This window comes from Bacteroides sp. AM23-12, from assembly GCF_003434395.1.
Classification (GTDB): Bacteria; Bacteroidota; Bacteroidia; order Bacteroidales; family Bacteroidaceae; genus Bacteroides; species Bacteroides thetaiotaomicron.
Genome location: NZ_QTLF01000033.1, coordinates 2,987 through 18,518, shown reverse-complemented (window position 1 = coordinate 18,518; position 15,532 = coordinate 2,987). Strand labels below are relative to the sequence as shown.

At 43.1% G+C, this 15,532-nt stretch carries 18 protein-coding genes; 8 read left to right on the top strand and 10 right to left on the bottom strand.

From position 1 onward, the window contains the following. Positions 1-11 precede the first annotated feature (11 nt). The gene (locus tag DW640_RS19575; protein ID WP_117578856.1) at positions 12-650 is read right to left on the bottom strand and encodes an HD domain-containing protein; all 639 of its coding nucleotides are present in this window, start codon (positions 648-650) and stop codon (positions 12-14) included. Between the two features lie 31 nt (positions 651-681). Then, on the bottom strand, positions 682-1,137 hold the full coding sequence (queF, locus tag DW640_RS19570) for a preQ(1) synthase (protein ID WP_008762202.1): 456 nt from the start codon (positions 1,135-1,137) through the stop codon (positions 682-684). Between the two features lie 431 nt (positions 1,138-1,568). On the opposite strand from queF, the gene DW640_RS19565 reads away from it, so the two are divergent. Further along, on the top strand, positions 1,569-1,721 hold the full coding sequence (locus DW640_RS19565) for a hypothetical protein (protein WP_008767948.1): 153 nt from the start codon (positions 1,569-1,571) through the stop codon (positions 1,719-1,721). A gap of 44 nt (positions 1,722-1,765) precedes the next feature. Here DW640_RS19565 and queC read toward each other — a convergent pair whose 3' ends face one another. From queC to DW640_RS19530, 7 genes are all read right to left on the bottom strand, one after another. After that, positions 1,766-2,425, bottom strand: a complete 660-nt coding sequence (queC, locus tag DW640_RS19560; RefSeq protein WP_055299487.1) for a 7-cyano-7-deazaguanine synthase QueC — start codon at positions 2,423-2,425, stop codon at positions 1,766-1,768. A 56-nt stretch (positions 2,426-2,481) separates the two neighbouring features. Further along, the gene (locus DW640_RS19555) at positions 2,482-3,162 is read right to left on the bottom strand and encodes a queuosine precursor transporter (RefSeq protein ID WP_117578854.1); all 681 of its coding nucleotides are present in this window, start codon (positions 3,160-3,162) and stop codon (positions 2,482-2,484) included. Positions 3,163-3,304: 142 nt separating this feature from the next. Next, a complete protein-coding gene (locus DW640_RS19550; RefSeq protein WP_008762199.1) occupies positions 3,305-3,592 on the bottom strand; it encodes a transcriptional regulator in 288 nt (95 codons plus the stop codon). Next, entirely contained in the window at positions 3,577-4,167 is a 591-nt protein-coding gene (locus tag DW640_RS19545) for a hypothetical protein (protein ID WP_117578853.1), read from the bottom strand. The genes DW640_RS19550 and DW640_RS19545 overlap by 16 nt, the downstream gene beginning before the upstream one ends. A 59-nt stretch (positions 4,168-4,226) precedes the next feature. Further along, complete coding sequence (locus DW640_RS19540) at positions 4,227-6,404, bottom strand: outer membrane beta-barrel family protein (protein WP_117578862.1); 2,178 nt, start codon at positions 6,402-6,404, stop codon at positions 4,227-4,229. A gap of 4 nt (positions 6,405-6,408) precedes the next feature. Beyond that, on the bottom strand, positions 6,409-6,783 hold the full coding sequence (locus tag DW640_RS19535; RefSeq protein ID WP_008762156.1) for a DUF2141 domain-containing protein: 375 nt from the start codon (positions 6,781-6,783) through the stop codon (positions 6,409-6,411). Positions 6,784-7,031: 248 nt separating this feature from the next. Beyond that, positions 7,032-7,535, bottom strand: coding sequence for an RNA polymerase sigma factor (locus DW640_RS19530; protein ID WP_008762155.1), 504 nt, complete (start codon positions 7,533-7,535; stop codon positions 7,032-7,034). Between the two features lie 163 nt (positions 7,536-7,698). Here DW640_RS19530 and DW640_RS19525 point away from each other — a divergent pair, with 163 nt between their 5' ends. Then, a complete protein-coding gene (locus DW640_RS19525; protein ID WP_008762154.1) occupies positions 7,699-8,988 on the top strand; it encodes a DcaP family trimeric outer membrane transporter in 1,290 nt (429 codons plus the stop codon). A 99-nt stretch (positions 8,989-9,087) separates the two neighbouring features. Here DW640_RS19525 and DW640_RS19520 read toward each other — a convergent pair whose 3' ends face one another. Then, positions 9,088-10,521 (bottom strand): OmpP1/FadL family transporter, encoded by a 1,434-nt coding sequence (locus tag DW640_RS19520; protein WP_011107869.1) that lies wholly within the window; start codon positions 10,519-10,521, stop codon positions 9,088-9,090. Between the two features lie 209 nt (positions 10,522-10,730). On the opposite strand from DW640_RS19520, the gene DW640_RS19515 reads away from it, so the two are divergent. From DW640_RS19515 to DW640_RS19490, 6 genes are all read left to right on the top strand, one after another. Continuing rightward, positions 10,731-11,732, top strand: a complete 1,002-nt coding sequence (locus tag DW640_RS19515) for a 2-hydroxyacid dehydrogenase (RefSeq protein WP_008762152.1) — start codon at positions 10,731-10,733, stop codon at positions 11,730-11,732. A 60-nt stretch (positions 11,733-11,792) separates the two neighbouring features. Next, positions 11,793-12,497 carry a pirin family protein gene (locus tag DW640_RS19510; protein WP_008767943.1) on the top strand — a complete coding sequence of 235 codons (705 nt, stop codon included), beginning with the start codon at positions 11,793-11,795 and terminating at the stop codon, positions 12,495-12,497. Between the two features lie 34 nt (positions 12,498-12,531). Continuing rightward, positions 12,532-13,173: a pyridoxamine 5'-phosphate oxidase gene (gene pdxH / locus DW640_RS19505; protein ID WP_011107871.1), complete on the top strand. Its 642-nt coding sequence runs from the start codon at positions 12,532-12,534 to the stop codon at positions 13,171-13,173. A 68-nt stretch (positions 13,174-13,241) separates the two neighbouring features. Then, entirely contained in the window at positions 13,242-13,973 is a 732-nt protein-coding gene (locus tag DW640_RS19500; RefSeq protein ID WP_048698207.1) for an MBL fold metallo-hydrolase, read from the top strand. Positions 13,974-13,987: 14 nt separating this feature from the next. Then, positions 13,988-15,121 carry a DUF4468 domain-containing protein gene (locus tag DW640_RS19495; RefSeq protein ID WP_008762149.1) on the top strand — a complete coding sequence of 378 codons (1,134 nt, stop codon included), beginning with the start codon at positions 13,988-13,990 and terminating at the stop codon, positions 15,119-15,121. 13 nt (positions 15,122-15,134) lie between these two features. Next, positions 15,135-15,515 carry a VOC family protein gene (locus DW640_RS19490; RefSeq protein ID WP_048698209.1) on the top strand — a complete coding sequence of 127 codons (381 nt, stop codon included), beginning with the start codon at positions 15,135-15,137 and terminating at the stop codon, positions 15,513-15,515. Positions 15,516-15,532: the final 17 nt, after the last annotated feature.

The following is a 15,532-nucleotide window of genomic DNA, read 5'->3' as shown; positions in this document are numbered from 1 at the left end:
GCAAACTCTCCTTATCCTGCTGAGTTTTCCGCTAAATATAATTTATCAAATACGGTCCGCAGTTCCTCCTCATTTTCCATCAACTGACGCAACTCCGCCAACCGTCCGGCATTATCAGATTGGGGTATCCACAACTTCAGATACCCTCCTTCTGCATATTTATCGGCAAGATGTTTCCGGAAGCGTTCATACTGATGCTCTTTATCCATCTCCGGATAATGAGACAAACCATACTGTACGGTACGGCGCAGTGTTATTTCCGGATCAATAATCCGGTCTGCCTCAGCCACTATTTTCCCGTAGATACTTCGCGGAGCCTGTTTATTGGAGGCACGATGATCTTCTATCGCTTCTTTCATCTCCAGCATTTGTTCATCGGTAAACCAACGGTGCAAAATTTCATCTGCCAACAGTATTCTCCCCGAAACGATATGATGAAATTCACGTCCTTCGCACAACCCCAAGTCGTGATAAGCAGCAACCGTATAAACCATTGCAGAATCGACTTCATAATGAAGAGCCAGCTTCAGACTTTCTTCGATCACTTTTTCCACATGGTCAATCTGATGTGCTTTATCAAAGCCGGCATACTGCGGGATAATCCTTTCCTGCACGTATCTCTGCAATTCAGTAGGTATATTATGAGTCATATTCTGCTCGTATTATTATTTTTATATCTGGTTATTCCCGATTCATCAACCGGTGCTCTGCCATCTGTTCGAACTTCGTTCCCGGACGGCCATAATTGGCATACGGATAAATCGAAATACCACCACGAGGAGTAAATATACCTGTCACTTCGATATATTTGGGATTCATCAGTTTTATCAGATCTTTCATGATGATGTTCACACAGTCTTCATGAAATGCACCATGATTACGGAAGCTGAACAGATAAAGTTTCAAACTCTTGCTTTCCACCATCTTAATGTCGGGGATGTAGCTGATACGTATTTCTGCAAAGTCAGGTTGTCCGGTTATGGGGCACAGGCTTGTAAATTCGGGACAGTTGAAACGTACCCAGTAATCATTTTCCGGATGCTTATTATCGAAAGCCTCCAATACTTCAGGAGCATAGTCTTGTTTATACTCCGTTTTTCTTCCTAATAAGGAAAGTTGGTCTTTTAATTCAGCCATTGTTTAATATAGTTTTAAACTCTCTTCATATAGAAAAAAACGCAAAACATCTTTCACCTGTCACCATATTCTCTGAAACGGCTTATCCATCGATGGTTCAGCGGTGAAAGATTGATTATTGCAATCTTTCACCGATCTTTCATCTTTCACCATCCGGTATTCCTATTATCATCCGGTACTCCTATTATCAAAACGACCGTTGCTTTTAGTCGTTTCCTATAAAGGAATGAAGTGTTTCACTATGATGGAACTCTAGTTTCAAAGCCTTGAAACTAAAAGTTTCGAGCGTATGAAACTATGGTTTCAAGTAATAGAAACTAAAGTTTCAAGCCTATGGAACTAAGGTTTCAAACCTATGGAACCAAAGTTTCAACCGCTTGAAACTTCTTGAAACAACCAGCAATGACTTCTTTACCCTTGCACATCCCGAAATGAAACGAACACCAATAATAGAATGGCAAGCAGCTGTCAGCAACAATAAAGGTGACAATAAAAAAGCATTCATCGGTTATTATCACCCTATTATCACCATCTATTATCACCCTTTATTCATTCGTAATCAAGGAGTTAATCTTCAAAAGTGACAAGTGACAATAAAAAACACGTTTTTAGTCTCTATGTAGAGATATTATTGATTCTTCTTTTTTAAATACTTCTCCAGCCCCTCACGACGCAGCGTACAGGCGGGACAATGCCCGCAGCCATCCCCCTGAATGCCATTATAGCATGTCAAAGTCTCGTTACGGATCAAATCCAGTACTCCCAATTCATCTGCCAAAGCCCAAGTTTCTGCTTTATCAATCCACATCAGAGGGGTATGAATCACGAATTGTTCATCCATTGCCAGGTTTAATGTCACATTCAAAGACTTAATAAACGCGTCCCGGCAATCGGGATAGCCGCTAAAGTCAGTCTGAGAAACTCCCGTCACCAAATGGTTGATGCCACGTTCGCGGGCATATACCGCAGCAATACTCAGGAAAAACAGATTACGTCCTGGAACAAAAGTATTGGGGACGCTGCCTGCGGGCTTTTCCTGATCCATTACCATCGTGGTGTCAGTCAACGAATTATGTCCCAATGTTCCTATGAAAGACACATCCATCACATCAAATTCCACTTCTGCCTTTCGGGCTATTTCTCTGGCGAGTTCCACTTCTTTCTGGTGCTTCTGACCATAAAGGAAACTCAAAGCGTATACTTTTTTAAAGTTGCGTTTCGCCCAAAAGAGGCAAGTGGTAGAATCCTGTCCGCCACTGAACACAACCAATACAGTCTCTCTGTTCATCATAAAATTCTCTTTATATTCTCAGCCCTCGAAGCAGGCCGGAAGAAGTCGTTTCATTAAACATCTTTGATTTTCAGCACGTTATAGGAAATATTGGTATCGTATACGTCGCTGCCGTCTATCTTCTTAATCACTTTCACTACGCGGATAGTCACCGGAAGGATGATAACTTCGTACATAGATTTCAGTACGATCTGAAGTCCCATCATGATAAGCAGTTCTTTCCAGGCAATGATGCCTCCGAAAGCTATCGGGAAGAAAATCAACGAATCGGCAGTCTCGCCGACAATCGTTGAGAGAATAGCCCGGGCAGAGAAGTTCCGCCCCTGACTGGCAATCTTCATCTTACTCATCACATACGCATTCAGGAATGAACCGACAAGGAAAGCCATCAAACTGGCTGCTACGATGCGGGGAGCCATACCGAATACAAAATCGAAATGCTCTTCGCCTTCCCAGAACGGAGCAGCAGGTATCGCAACAGCTATCAAGCCAAGCCCTACCACAAAGAAGTTCATGGCAAAACCACTCCAGATAATAAGACGTGCTTTCTTGAATCCCCAAACTTCGGCGATACAATCATTAATGATATAAGAAATAGGAAAAACCAATAATCCGGCTGTGACAGTCAGGCTGCCGACCTGAATTACTTTCGTTTCAAGAAGATTGGCTGCAATGAGGCATACATTGAAGAGAATGCCCAGCAACATAAAAGGTACTGATACTTTTTCTTTCATAACTCCTGTTTTTTACGTGGTGTTCTAGAATACACGACCGCTATTCACGGCATCATACATCTTTTTACTTGTTTCGGGGTGCAAAGGTAGAAGAAAAAAGCGAGAAGGCAAAGTTATCCGATAACTTTATTCGGGGCATGAACTACAACCCCGAAAGATACTCCTTCAGCGTCTCCACATATTCCTCCATCGCTTTCCTGCCTCCGGCAGTGATCCGGCAGGCAGTACGCGGCCTTTTGCCTACAAAGCTTTTTTCCACCTCGATATATCCGGCTTCACTCAGCTTATCCAACTGCACACTGAGGTTTCCCGCTGTCGACTGGGTCTTCTCTTTCAAGTAGACGAACTCAGCCTCCTCCACCGTCAGCAGAATCGACATTATAGCCAAGCGAAGCTGTGAATGCAAGATAGGATTCAGTTCTTTAAACATTGCTTCTTCATCTGTTTATTCATAATATGTCCGGGGACAATCATCATCACTATAAAGATGGCGGCAAACACCAGATATACCCCGCTTCCATGAATAAAAAGCATGGAAAAAGAAAGGGCGATACCAATCATCCCTGCTATACTAAGCGGCTTGTACTTACATACCAACCCCGTAAGAGTAGCCCCCATCCCCATCAATAAGGAAATTACAAACAGAATATCAATACGGACAACAAATGCCATGCAAGACAGACAAAAACCTACTACTCCAAACACAGCCCATATCTGACCAGTCACCCGGTCTATGTAATTTTTTGCTCCCTTATTCTTGTCTTTCCTATTAAAAAAGATAGTCAGCGGTCCGGCAATGACAGGCAAAGCAAACCAGAGAAAATTGATCTGCCACACTCCCGTCTGCAAATAAAAGTACCATACCAAAAGTGATATAGCCACAGTAGTATATCCCCATATCAATAATGGGTAGGCTGCATAACGGGCTGTATGGTCCTGCGTCTCCCGAATCATGCGGGCAATCAGTTCCAAACTCTCTTTCTCTGAAATTCTCTTGTCTTCCATATTCTATCAATTTTGTTTCAAAAATAATATTGTTTACGTAATAAACCAAAAATCCTTGTCTATTTTCCTTCGATACGGCTTCTTTCACTTGCCGATTTCTTTTCTACAGTCACCGCACCCGATTTCTTTCCATGATTGAAATTCCAGGTAAATGTGAGTTTCATCAGTCTTCCGCTCGAAGCCAGTTCAAAACGATTCTGCGATGAATAACTCGGTACATTGCTGAAATAAGAATTATATCGGTTGAAGATATTGTCTACCCCCAAAGTAGCTACACAACGCCCGTCTTTCCATTTTTTGCGCAGGTGCAGGTTGAATGTATGACGAGGATCGATCCCGCTATTACCGGAATACAACCGGCTAACTCCATTATATTGTGCTTCCAACGAATAGTCTGACGGTAAAAGGACCGTAGCATTAGCATTGGCGAAATAAAGGAAGTGCCCAAAGTAATCGTCCTCCCGATACATGCGGATATCTTGCCTCACTCCGATAAAGCTGGCATTCAGATTCAGCCAATTGAGCGGCTGCCAGGGAGCAGTGATGGCTACGAACCAATGGTTCTCACGATTGTGATTCTCATTGATGACATATGATATATCCGAATTCTCCGCATCTTCTTTACCAAACTGACGGATCAGATCATGGTGCAAATTGCCGCCAACAGTCAATGTATACCGGAAGTTATAGACCAGCGTAATACTGAATTTATTAATATAAGTAGGACGCAACATCGGGTTGCCTATCAGATAACTATATTCGGAAGTCTGAATCCGGTTCGGGTTGAGAGCCGAAAAAGTCGGACGTTCTATATAGCGTCCATACTGACCGATAAGCATCCACTTGTGAATTTCATCAAAATAGAAATTTCCGTCGATATGTGGAAACCAATCCCAGTATTTTCTCGTCCGACGTTCTGTTTCATTGGAGGTTTGCGTATATTCTCCCCGAAGTCCAATATGAACAGATCCTCTTTTCATATCCAGAGAATAAGTTCCGTATAAAGCACCGATATTCTCGTGATAATCGAGTTCATATCCATAAGCAACATTGGGCTTCCAACTTTCGTCAGGCTCCAGCCCTTCGTAACAGGCATCATCTTTCATTCCCGTATAGGTATATTTCATTCCTACCTGGAAAAACGATTTCTTATGTAACTGTTGTTTCCACGACAGATCGGCAGTTGCGATCTGATAAGTGGCATTAGAGCGGGAACGGTAAACGGTATCTTTATTTAGAGCACCTATCTCCTGAAAAATTTGATACTGATTTCTGCCATGCAGATCTTTAGAGATATAGTCGGTGACAAGCTTCAGCACCGAACCGTCCTTATCCAGTTTATGTATATAGTTGGCAGTAGCTGTATACATATTGTAAGTCTCTTTCTGACGATACACACCCTGACTTTCCATATCCAGCGGTCCTACCGACAGAGTAGAGTAACTCTGAGACGGCCAGATGTATCCGCGACGAACATACTCCAGCTCTACTCCCAGACTATTGGAAGAGTCCATCGTATAAACTGTTCCCATCCGAATCGTCCCGTAACGCGAAGGCTGCTTCATACGGGTCAGACTGGAAAAACCTTTATCTCCCGCTACATAATCACGGGTAACGTACAAATCTCCTTTATTCTGAGGAACCAAAGTGCCGGAAGCAAATCCATAGGTATCCCACTTCCCACTATGATAATTCAAGCTACCGCTAGGCTGATAAGATTGCAAGGAAGAGGCAAAAGAAGCATTCATAGAAAGATTTCCCTGAAATCCTTTGTCCGTATGACGTCTCATTATAATATGTATAGCACCTCCCTGAGCATCGGCATCCTTATCGGCTCCCGCCATTGGAAGCACTTCAACGCGGGCAATATCGTCCGATTTCAAAGAACGGAGATAGCCTATCAGCATCTCTCCGGTAAGTTTTATCTCCCTATTATCTACAAACACCTTCGTGCCGGAAGAACCATTGATGGAAATCCGCTCGTCGGACAACCATACTCCGGGCGCTTGTTGAAGGAGTTCGACTCCGTCTTTGTTCTGTGCAGGAGGGACGGACAGGATAAAACGGTCTGCTTTCCGTTTCACAGGACTTGTCCGTACCACCACTTCCTGCAAAGCATAAGTGGAATCTTCTGCCAAAGTATCATTCACAGCCATCGGCCGGGCAGCCGTCGAAGTCTGCCCCCAAGCAGTAACTCCGGTAAAACCGGTCAATATCAGAAATATCAGGTATCGCATACTGTTAGTCATTTACCGGATAATACATCTTCATTTTAACGGTAGCCGAAGCATCCGCCTCTTTCTTGCATTTTTCCCGGGCATACCCTTCTACCGGTATCCCCTGTTCATTCATGTCCAATTCCCAGTTTCCGTTCTCATCATGGAAAAGAGAGATTAAAAACTTTTCCCATGGAACATCTTTTAGAACAACAGTCACTGTATCTTTAACAGCAGTAGCCATCGCATATACCGGCTTCGATTCCGAATCCTGTTGTGCCATGACCATAATAGCGCCTTTTGCACTACGAATACCCCGCACTTCTACTTTTACTTCTTGTGCAAAAGTAACAACGTGGTAACAAATAATCCCTAAAGCAATGAATAACAAGCGTTTCATCTTTTACTTTCCTCCAATCAATTAGTTGATACGATTTAATTAGTTTATTTTATAAACCATATATGGATTAAAAAAAGTAAGGAGCTGCGCATCTCTCTTACTCGATGCAAATATAAATAGGTTTATTTTATAAACCAAGTATTTCGGAAGAATATTTCAAATTAAATAAGCCTTCCTGTCATTCGTCGTATTTTGACAGGAAGGCTTCACTTTGACCTTAAAACACATCACTCAATTAGAAAGTTGCATCAGGAGAAGTCTTTCAATTCTTCTTTCAGACGCTTGCGGATAAAGAAAAGTCGGCTCTTTACCGTCCCCATCGGCAATCCTAATTTTTCGGCAATTTCCCTGTATTTAAATCCAGCTACAAACATCTGGAAAGGAACTTTCATATCTTCGGGGATGGAATGGATCACTCTATACAGCTGCTTCATGTCATAAGCAAACTCGAAACGGTCGCCTTCTTCATCTTCTATCAAACTTTGCTGATTGATGGAATAGGTATCATCGATCAAATTCATTTCACGGACCGTGCGCCGGTAGTTGTTGACAAAGATATTACGCATGATGGTAAACATCCATCCTTTCAGATTTTTGGCATGCGTAAATTTCTCATGATTATCCAATGCCTGCAATACACAATCCTGAACTAAGTCGTTGGCAGAATCACGGTCTGAAGTCAACTTATATGCGAAACGATGCAGGTCTGACTCCATCGCCAATATTCCTTGAGTAAAATCCACTTTTTCCATTCTCGTATTTTATTTATCTAATTAGTACGATACAAAGATCCGCTTTTTTAGAACGATTATAAATAGCAATTCTTCCGATAAGTTTGGCAATTTTTCCTTAGCCCCTCTCAACCATTTCTTTTTTTAGTTGTTCATTGGGCATTCACCTAAAACTTAACTGATAATGAAAACAAGCTTTAAAATGGTAGCTATGCTACTGGGGATCGGAATTTTCCCCGTCTGTGCTCATGCGCAAAAGAAAGTAGTCATCGAGGATGAGGAACCGAATTCCATCATGTTCGTCTCCAGGGACAAGGCCGGAGATGAAATCATCCGAATCATGAACGACCGCTCTCAGATGCGTTTTCACGACCCGAATGCTCCCCGCTTCCTTCTGACGGATCAGAAAGGGAAATTCGCCCTTGGTATCGGCGGCTACGTACGTGCGACGGCAGAGTATGATTTCAACGGCATCGTTGACGATGTGGATTTCTATCCGGCATTGATCGGACAGCCCGGAAAGGGAAATTTTGCCAAGAATCAATTTCAGATGGACATCACCACTTCTACCCTATTCCTGAAATTGGTAGGACGAACCAAGCATCTGGGCGACTTCGTGGTGTATACCGCCGGAAACTTCCGTGGAGATGGGAAGACGTTTGAACTTCAAAATGCGTATGCGCAGTTCTTAGGATTTACCATCGGATACAGCTACGGTTCATTCATGGACCTTTCGGCTCTGCCCGCAACAATTGACTTTGCCGGTCCGAACGGTTCCGCTTTCTATCGTACCACTCAACTGAGTTATATGTGCGATAAACTGAAAAACTGGAGATTCGGCGTTGCCATGGAAATGCCTTCGGTAGACGGTACAACGAATAGCGATGTATCTATCAACACGCAACGAATGCCGGATTTTGCAGCTTCTGCACAGTATAACTGGAATAGTAACAGTCATATTAAGTTGGGTGCAATCGTACGCAGCATGACTTATTCAAGTAATGTGCACGACAAGGCTTTTTCGACTACCGGATTTGGCCTGCAAGCATCTACCACCTTTAATGTAACCAAGAAGTGGCAAGTGTTCGGACAGTTTAATTATGGAAAAGGAATTGGTTCTTATCTGAACGACTTAAGTAATCTGAATGTGGACATCGTTCCCGATCCGGATAATGAAGGCAAGATGCAGGTTCTTCCGATGCTGGGCTGGTATGCGGGGTTGCAATATAATATTTGCCCGAATATCTTTGTATCCGGTACATACAGCTTATCCAGACTTTACTCTGAAAACAACTATCCGAGTGATAATCCGGAAGCATACCGAAAAGGACAGTATTTCGTAGCAAATGCTTTCTGGAATGTGACTAGCAATATGCAAGTAGGTGTTGAATATCTGAGAGGATGGCGCACTGATTTCAACTCTTCTACCCGCCATGCCAATCGGCTGAATATGCTGGTACAATATTCTTTCTAATCTATTACATATATAATATTAGGTATATATAATATGAGAAGCCGCCTCTGAACAATGTTCGAGACGGCTTCTTTAATATAAAATCGTAGCGGATTAATATTAGAACTTATAGTTTACACTTACACCAAACACTTTGTTTGTACGACTATAAACATCTTTATCCATTGAAGCCATAGCCCCATCCAAGCCACGTGGATTTTCTTTGGTATAATCGCTGTAGGTAGTCCAGAAATAAGCAACATCTAAACTTAACGCCTTACTAAGATTAATACGACCGCCCAAACCGACTGAATAAGAATCACAAGAGAAACTTGTGTCTGTCTGGAAAGCATCGCTCAATCCATAATCAGTTTTCTGATAACCACCACTGACTGTGAATATTTTGTTTATATCCCATTCTACACCAGCCAGGTATTCGTGTGTTCCATGTTTCAATGTCTTCTGCTTGTTATCAGCCATACCTGCATTCTTGTCATCAAAGAAATGATACTCTACTGAAGCACGAAGAGAAGGCAAGAATTCATAACTTGCTGCTACAGATAACATAGAAGGGAGGTCACTTGGAGTATTCACACCATGCTGATAAGGTGCCATATAGGCAGCAGCAGCATCCGGAAATTCCAATTTATGTGTATTGTTCTCAATATTCATATTAGCTTTGAACTCATACTTCGCAGCCAAATTCAACTTACCGAACTTAGCGTCTACACCGATAATCGGCGTCAATCCCCAACCTGTCTGGTCACAATCCAGTTCAAGCTTCGTATCATTCAGTTTCTGAAGCATAGGTGCAGATTGTTCTTGTGCAATCTGCTGTGCCTGTTCTAAACTCAAATTAGGATTAGCCCCCATAATTTGTTGTACTATAGCAGCACCGATCTGTCCTGCTACTCCTTCTTTCAAGGCAATATTCAGAAAACCTTTATATCCACCTGTAAAGTAATTCATACGGGCTCCGGCAAAAACTGAAAAGTGTTCATTAATCTTATAGCTTGCCCCTAACTGCAAACCATAAATATATTGACGACCTTCCATGGCTGAATTGATATTGTACATATTAGGTTTCAACATATCACTTGTAGAATTTACCAAGCCGATAGCAGCTGCATCAAACATAGGCAAACCTGTATTGAAAGAAGCTTTTCCACCACCACCAACGATAGCGAAACTACCGGAAAATGCCCAGTCACCATTCTTATATACAGCATGGACAGAAGGGATAACGGGAGCCGAAGCTTTTCCTTCATAATTGCGCACGGAAGTCTGTCCATCCATAGTCCACAAAGGACTTGTAGCAGCAATATCACGGGTCTGATATGCACTCTGAATAGTCAGTGCTACCTGTAAACCGTTTTGGGGAAGGAATGCCAGTCCGGCAGGATTACTATAAACTCCATCAATATCAATGGAAGCGCCGCGGGCTATCATGCGCAAGAAAGCAGCATTCTGATTCGTATTAGTTAGATAATCTCCGGCAAAAGTTGGAATTGAAACGATTAACATTACAAATCCAATCAAGAAATTTTTTCTCATCTAAATCTTTTTTAAATTAATTCGGGCGCAAAGATACAACATTCCTGCACACGCAACACATGTTTGTGCACTTATTTTCGCTTACCGGCTCATTTTAATTGAAAATAAAAACTGTTTCTAATGAAACAATCCACATTCTGAGCGGAGGTAAAGATAAACAAACCACCCTGTTTTTACGTTTATTAATAAGAATAAAAACAGAAAATATTATGGCCTATACAATTGCATTTTTCGGAACAAAGCCTTATGACGAAGCTTCTTTCAACGATAAAAACAAAGAGTTCGGATTTGAATTCCGTTATTATAAAGGACATCTGAATAAGAATAACGTGCTATTGACGCAAGGAGTAGACGCGGTCTGTATCTTTGTCAACGATACGGCCGATGCAGAAGTCATTCATGCTATGGCAGCCAACGGAGTAAAACTACTGGCACTCCGATGTGCAGGATTCAATAATGTAGACCTGAACGCTGCCGCCACTGCCGGAATCACCGTTGTACGGGTTCCTGCATATTCGCCTTATGCCGTTGCCGAATATACCGTAGCACTCATGCTCTCTCTCAACCGAAAGATTCCACGCGCTTCGTGGCGTACAAAAGACGGAAACTTTTCCCTTCACGGTCTGATGGGATTCGACATGCACGGTAAGACGGCAGGTATCATCGGTACAGGAAAAATCGCCAAAATTCTGATTCATATCTTAAAGGGATTCGGAATGAATATACTGGCTTATGACCTTTATCCCGACTACAACTTTGCCAGGGAAGAACAAATCGTTTATACTTCTTTGGACGAATTGTACCATAGTTCCGACATTATTTCCCTGCATTGCCCGCTTACCGAAGCCACCAAATATCTGATCAATGACTACTCCATCAGCAAAATGAAAGACGGAGTCATGATCATCAATACCGGTCGTGGACAATTGATTCACACCAATGCCCTGATCGAAGGCTTAAAAAACAAGAAAATCGGTTCTGCCGGATTGGATGTGTACGAGGAAGAAAGCGAATATTTCTACGAAGACCAGTCCGACCGCATCATCGACGACGACGTGCTTGCCCGTCTGCTCTCATTTAACAATGTGATTGTCACTTCGCATCAAGCCTTTTTCACACGTGAAGCAATGGGAAATATCGCCATGACCACACTTCAGAATATCAAGGATTTCATCAACCACAAGCCTTTGCTAAATGAAGTGAAGAGATAGAACCTTTACCTGACTTCCCTTGTTACAGAAGTATATAAACAATTAGAAAAGGAGAAAATTATGAAGAAAGTAATACATAAAGCAGATACAAGAGGACATTCCCAATATGACTGGCTGGATAGTTACCATACCTTCAGTTTCGACGAATACTTCGATTCTGACCGTATCAACTTCGGTGCCCTCCGCGTATTGAATGACGACAAAGTCGCCCCCGGAGAAGGGTTCCAAACCCATCCGCATAAAAATATGGAGATTATCTCCATTCCATTGAAAGGACATCTGCAACATGGTGACAGCAAGAAAAACAGCCGTATCATCACTGTCGGAGAGATTCAGACGATGAGTGCCGGAACGGGTATTTTCCACAGTGAAGTGAATGCCAGCCCTGTAGAGCCGGTAGAATTCCTACAAATATGGATTATGCCGAGAGAACGGAATACGCATCCTGTCTACAAGGATTTTAGCATCAAAGAGCTGGAACGACCGAACGAACTGGCAGTGATTGTATCGCCCGACGGCAGTACTCCCGCTTCACTTCTACAAGACACCTGGTTTTCTATCGGAAAGGTGGAAGCCGGAAAGAAACTCGGTTATCACTTGCACCAAAGTCATGGCGGCGTATACATTTTCCTGATTGAAGGAGAAATCGTAGTAGACGGAGAAGTACTGAAACGTCGCGACGGAATGGGCGTCTATGATACGAAAAGTTTCGAACTCGAAACATTGAAGGACTCACATATCTTATTGATAGAAGTACCGATGTAGAAATTTGGAATTAGAAATCATGAATCTTGAATGAATGAAGAATATAGCTGATATCCGGCAAGAATATACCAAAAGCGGGTTAAGGGAAAGCGAACTTCCCTGCGACCCGCTTTCACTTTTCAGCCGCTGGCTACAGGAAGCCATCGACGCAAACGTAGAAGAACCGACCGCCATCATTGTAGGTACCGTATCTCCCGAAGGCAGACCCTCGACCCGTACCGTACTGCTGAAAGGACTGCATGACGGAAAGTTTATCTTCTATACCAACTACGAAAGCCGCAAAGGAAGGCAACTGGCACAAAATCCGTACATTTCACTTTCCTTTGTCTGGCATGAACTTGAAAGGCAAGTACACATCGAAGGTACTGCCGCGAAAGTTTCTCCGGAGGAATCGGACGAATATTTCCGAAAGCGCCCTTATAAAAGCCGCATCGGTGCACGTATCTCTCCACAAAGCCAGCCTATCGCAAGCCGGATGCAACTGATACGCGCTTTCGTTAAAGAAGCTGCCCGATGGCTGGGAAAAGAAGTGGAACGCCCTGACAACTGGGGCGGATATGCCGTCACTCCTACCCGGATGGAGTTTTGGCAAGGACGCCCCAACCGGTTACACGATCGCTTCCTGTATACCCTAAAGACGGATGGAAAATGGGAAATCAATCGACTTTCTCCCTGATTTCACTGATTTTTCTTGCCAACTCCAACTAGAATACGTAATATTGCAACTGTAAAAATAATCAGCTCATGACACTGGATTATATTTATCATAGCGGTTTTGCCATCGAAGCAGAAGGTGTGACCGTCATCATCGATTATTACAAAGATTCTTCGGAAACTGAACATAACCGGGGAATCGTACATGACTACCTCCTGCAAAGACCGGGTAAACTCTATGTATTGGCCACTCACTTTCACCCCGACCACTTCAACCGTGAAATACTGACGTGGAAAGAAGCACGTCCCGACATCCGGTACATTTTCTCCAAAGATATTCTGAAAAGCCATCGTGGAAAGCCCGAAAACGCTACTTATATTAAAAAAGGAGAAACCTACGAAGACGAGACGATCCGCATCGAAGCATTCGGCTCGACCGATGTCGGCAGTTCGTACCTGATCCATCTGCAAGACTGGAACATCTTCCATGCAGGCGATCTGAACAACTGGCACTGGAGTGAAGAATCTACCGAAGCGGAGATACGAAAAGCCAACGGAGACTTCCTTGCAGAAGTTAAATATTTAAAAGAAAAAGCACCGAAGATCGATTTAGCGCTGTTCCCAGTGGACCGCAGGATGGGAAAAGATTATATGAAAGGTGCAAAACAGTTCATCGAACAAATAAAAACTACTATATTTGTACCCATGCACTTCAGTGAAGACTACGAAGGCGGAAATGCCCTCCGTGATTTTGCCGAAAATGCAGGATGCCGGTTTGTCAGCATCACCCATCGGGGCGAAAGTTTTGAAATAACCAAATAAACACAATAATAATTATGAATAAGTTAACAATCCTGTTTCTTACCATGCTTCTCACATGCCTGCCAATGGCAATGAGAGCCGAATCGCACAAAGAAAAAAGAGATGATACCAGATACCTTGCGGGAGCTGTTCCTGTAGTAGATGGTAAAGTAGTATTTTCCAAGGAATTCCAGATTCCCGGAATGAGTCAGAAGCAGATCTACGACACTGTCATGAAGTGGATGAACGAACGTCTGAAAGAAAACAATAATCCGGACAGCCGCGTCGTTTTCAGCGATGAAGCACAAGGAACCATCGCCGGTGTAGGTGAAGAATGGATCACATTTTACTCCAGCGCCCTGTCATTGGACCGCACTTGGGTCAATTATCAGATCACTGTTACCTGCAAACCGGGCAGTTGCTTGGTAGAACTGGAAAAAATCCGTTTCACCTACCGCGAAACAGAAAAATACAAAGCAGAAGAATGGATTACAGATGAATATGCACTGAACAAAGCTAAAACCAAACTGGTACGCGGCTTGGCTAAATGGCGCAGAAAAACGGTAGACTTTGCCGATGACATCTTTATGGATGTAGCTGTAGCCTTCGGTGCTCCCGATACTCGTCCGAAGTCTGAGAAAAAGAAAAAAGAAGAAGAAGCACAGAAGCCGTCTATCGTTGCTGCTGCAGGTCCGCTGGTGATTGGTCAGGGCGGTAAAGTTACCACTGCAGAAGCAGATCAGACAACTACTCCTGCTGCTACTTTAACTCCTGCAACTCCTGTCGGCAAGGCTTCAGCAGATATGCCAGGATATACAGAAATCGATCTGAAGCAGATTCCGGGCGATGTATACGCATTGATGGGCAATGGAAAACTGGTGATCTCTATCGGCAAAGATGAATTCAACATGACCAATATGACAGCCAACGCAGGCGGCGCACTGGGTTATCAAAACGGTAAAGCCGTAGCTTATTGCACACTTTCTGCCGATCAGCCCTACGAAGCGATAGAAAAAGCAGAAACTTATACACTGAAACTATACGCTCCGAACCAAACGACCCCTTCGGCTGTTATCGAATGTAAGAAACTGCCTTCACAAACGACTCCGCAAGCCGGACAACCCCGTACGTATGTCGGAGAAATCGTGAAGCTATTGATGAAAAAATAACAAGATAGCAATCATGGAAATTAAAAGTAGATTTGATCACTTTAATATCAATGTAACGAATCTGGAGCGAAGCATTGCTTTTTATGAAAAAGCGCTTGGCTTAAAAGAACATAGTCGGAAGGAAGCTTCCGACGGTTCTTTCATCCTGGTCTACCTGACGGACAACGAAACCGGCTTCCTACTGGAACTGACCTGGCTGAAAGATCATACCTCCCCCTATGAACTGGGAGAAAACGAAAGTCATTTATGCTTTCGTGTAGCCGGCGACTATAACGCCGTACGGCAATATCACAAAGAAATGAATTGTGTCTGTTTTGAGAATACAGCCATGGGGCTTTATTTTATCAACGACCCGGATGACTACTGGATAGAGATACTTCCACAAAAGAAGTAACCTTATAAAAAGAAGCG

Coding starts and splice junctions, on each gene's coding strand:
- DW640_RS19575 (WP_117578856.1), bottom strand. CDS start 650: ATGACTCATAATATACCTACTGAATTGCAGAGATACGTGCAGGAAAGG.
- queF (WP_008762202.1), bottom strand. CDS start 1,137: ATGGCTGAATTAAAAGACCAACTTTCCTTATTAGGAAGAAAAACGGAG.
- DW640_RS19565 (WP_008767948.1), top strand. CDS start 1,569: ATGAAACGAACACCAATAATAGAATGGCAAGCAGCTGTCAGCAACAAT.
- queC (WP_055299487.1), bottom strand. CDS start 2,425: ATGAACAGAGAGACTGTATTGGTTGTGTTCAGTGGCGGACAGGATTCT.
- DW640_RS19555 (WP_117578854.1), bottom strand. CDS start 3,162: ATGAAAGAAAAAGTATCAGTACCTTTTATGTTGCTGGGCATTCTCTTC.
- DW640_RS19550 (WP_008762199.1), bottom strand. CDS start 3,592: ATGTTTAAAGAACTGAATCCTATCTTGCATTCACAGCTTCGCTTGGCT.
- DW640_RS19545 (WP_117578853.1), bottom strand. CDS start 4,167: ATGGAAGACAAGAGAATTTCAGAGAAAGAGAGTTTGGAACTGATTGCC.
- DW640_RS19540 (WP_117578862.1), bottom strand. CDS start 6,404: ATGCGATACCTGATATTTCTGATATTGACCGGTTTTACCGGAGTTACT.
- DW640_RS19535 (WP_008762156.1), bottom strand. CDS start 6,783: ATGAAACGCTTGTTATTCATTGCTTTAGGGATTATTTGTTACCACGTT.
- DW640_RS19530 (WP_008762155.1), bottom strand. CDS start 7,535: ATGGAAAAAGTGGATTTTACTCAAGGAATATTGGCGATGGAGTCAGAC.
- DW640_RS19525 (WP_008762154.1), top strand. CDS start 7,699: ATGAAAACAAGCTTTAAAATGGTAGCTATGCTACTGGGGATCGGAATT.
- DW640_RS19520 (WP_011107869.1), bottom strand. CDS start 10,521: ATGAGAAAAAATTTCTTGATTGGATTTGTAATGTTAATCGTTTCAATT.
- DW640_RS19515 (WP_008762152.1), top strand. CDS start 10,731: ATGGCCTATACAATTGCATTTTTCGGAACAAAGCCTTATGACGAAGCT.
- DW640_RS19510 (WP_008767943.1), top strand. CDS start 11,793: ATGAAGAAAGTAATACATAAAGCAGATACAAGAGGACATTCCCAATAT.
- pdxH (WP_011107871.1), top strand. CDS start 12,532: ATGAAGAATATAGCTGATATCCGGCAAGAATATACCAAAAGCGGGTTA.
- DW640_RS19500 (WP_048698207.1), top strand. CDS start 13,242: ATGACACTGGATTATATTTATCATAGCGGTTTTGCCATCGAAGCAGAA.
- DW640_RS19495 (WP_008762149.1), top strand. CDS start 13,988: ATGAATAAGTTAACAATCCTGTTTCTTACCATGCTTCTCACATGCCTG.
- DW640_RS19490 (WP_048698209.1), top strand. CDS start 15,135: ATGGAAATTAAAAGTAGATTTGATCACTTTAATATCAATGTAACGAAT.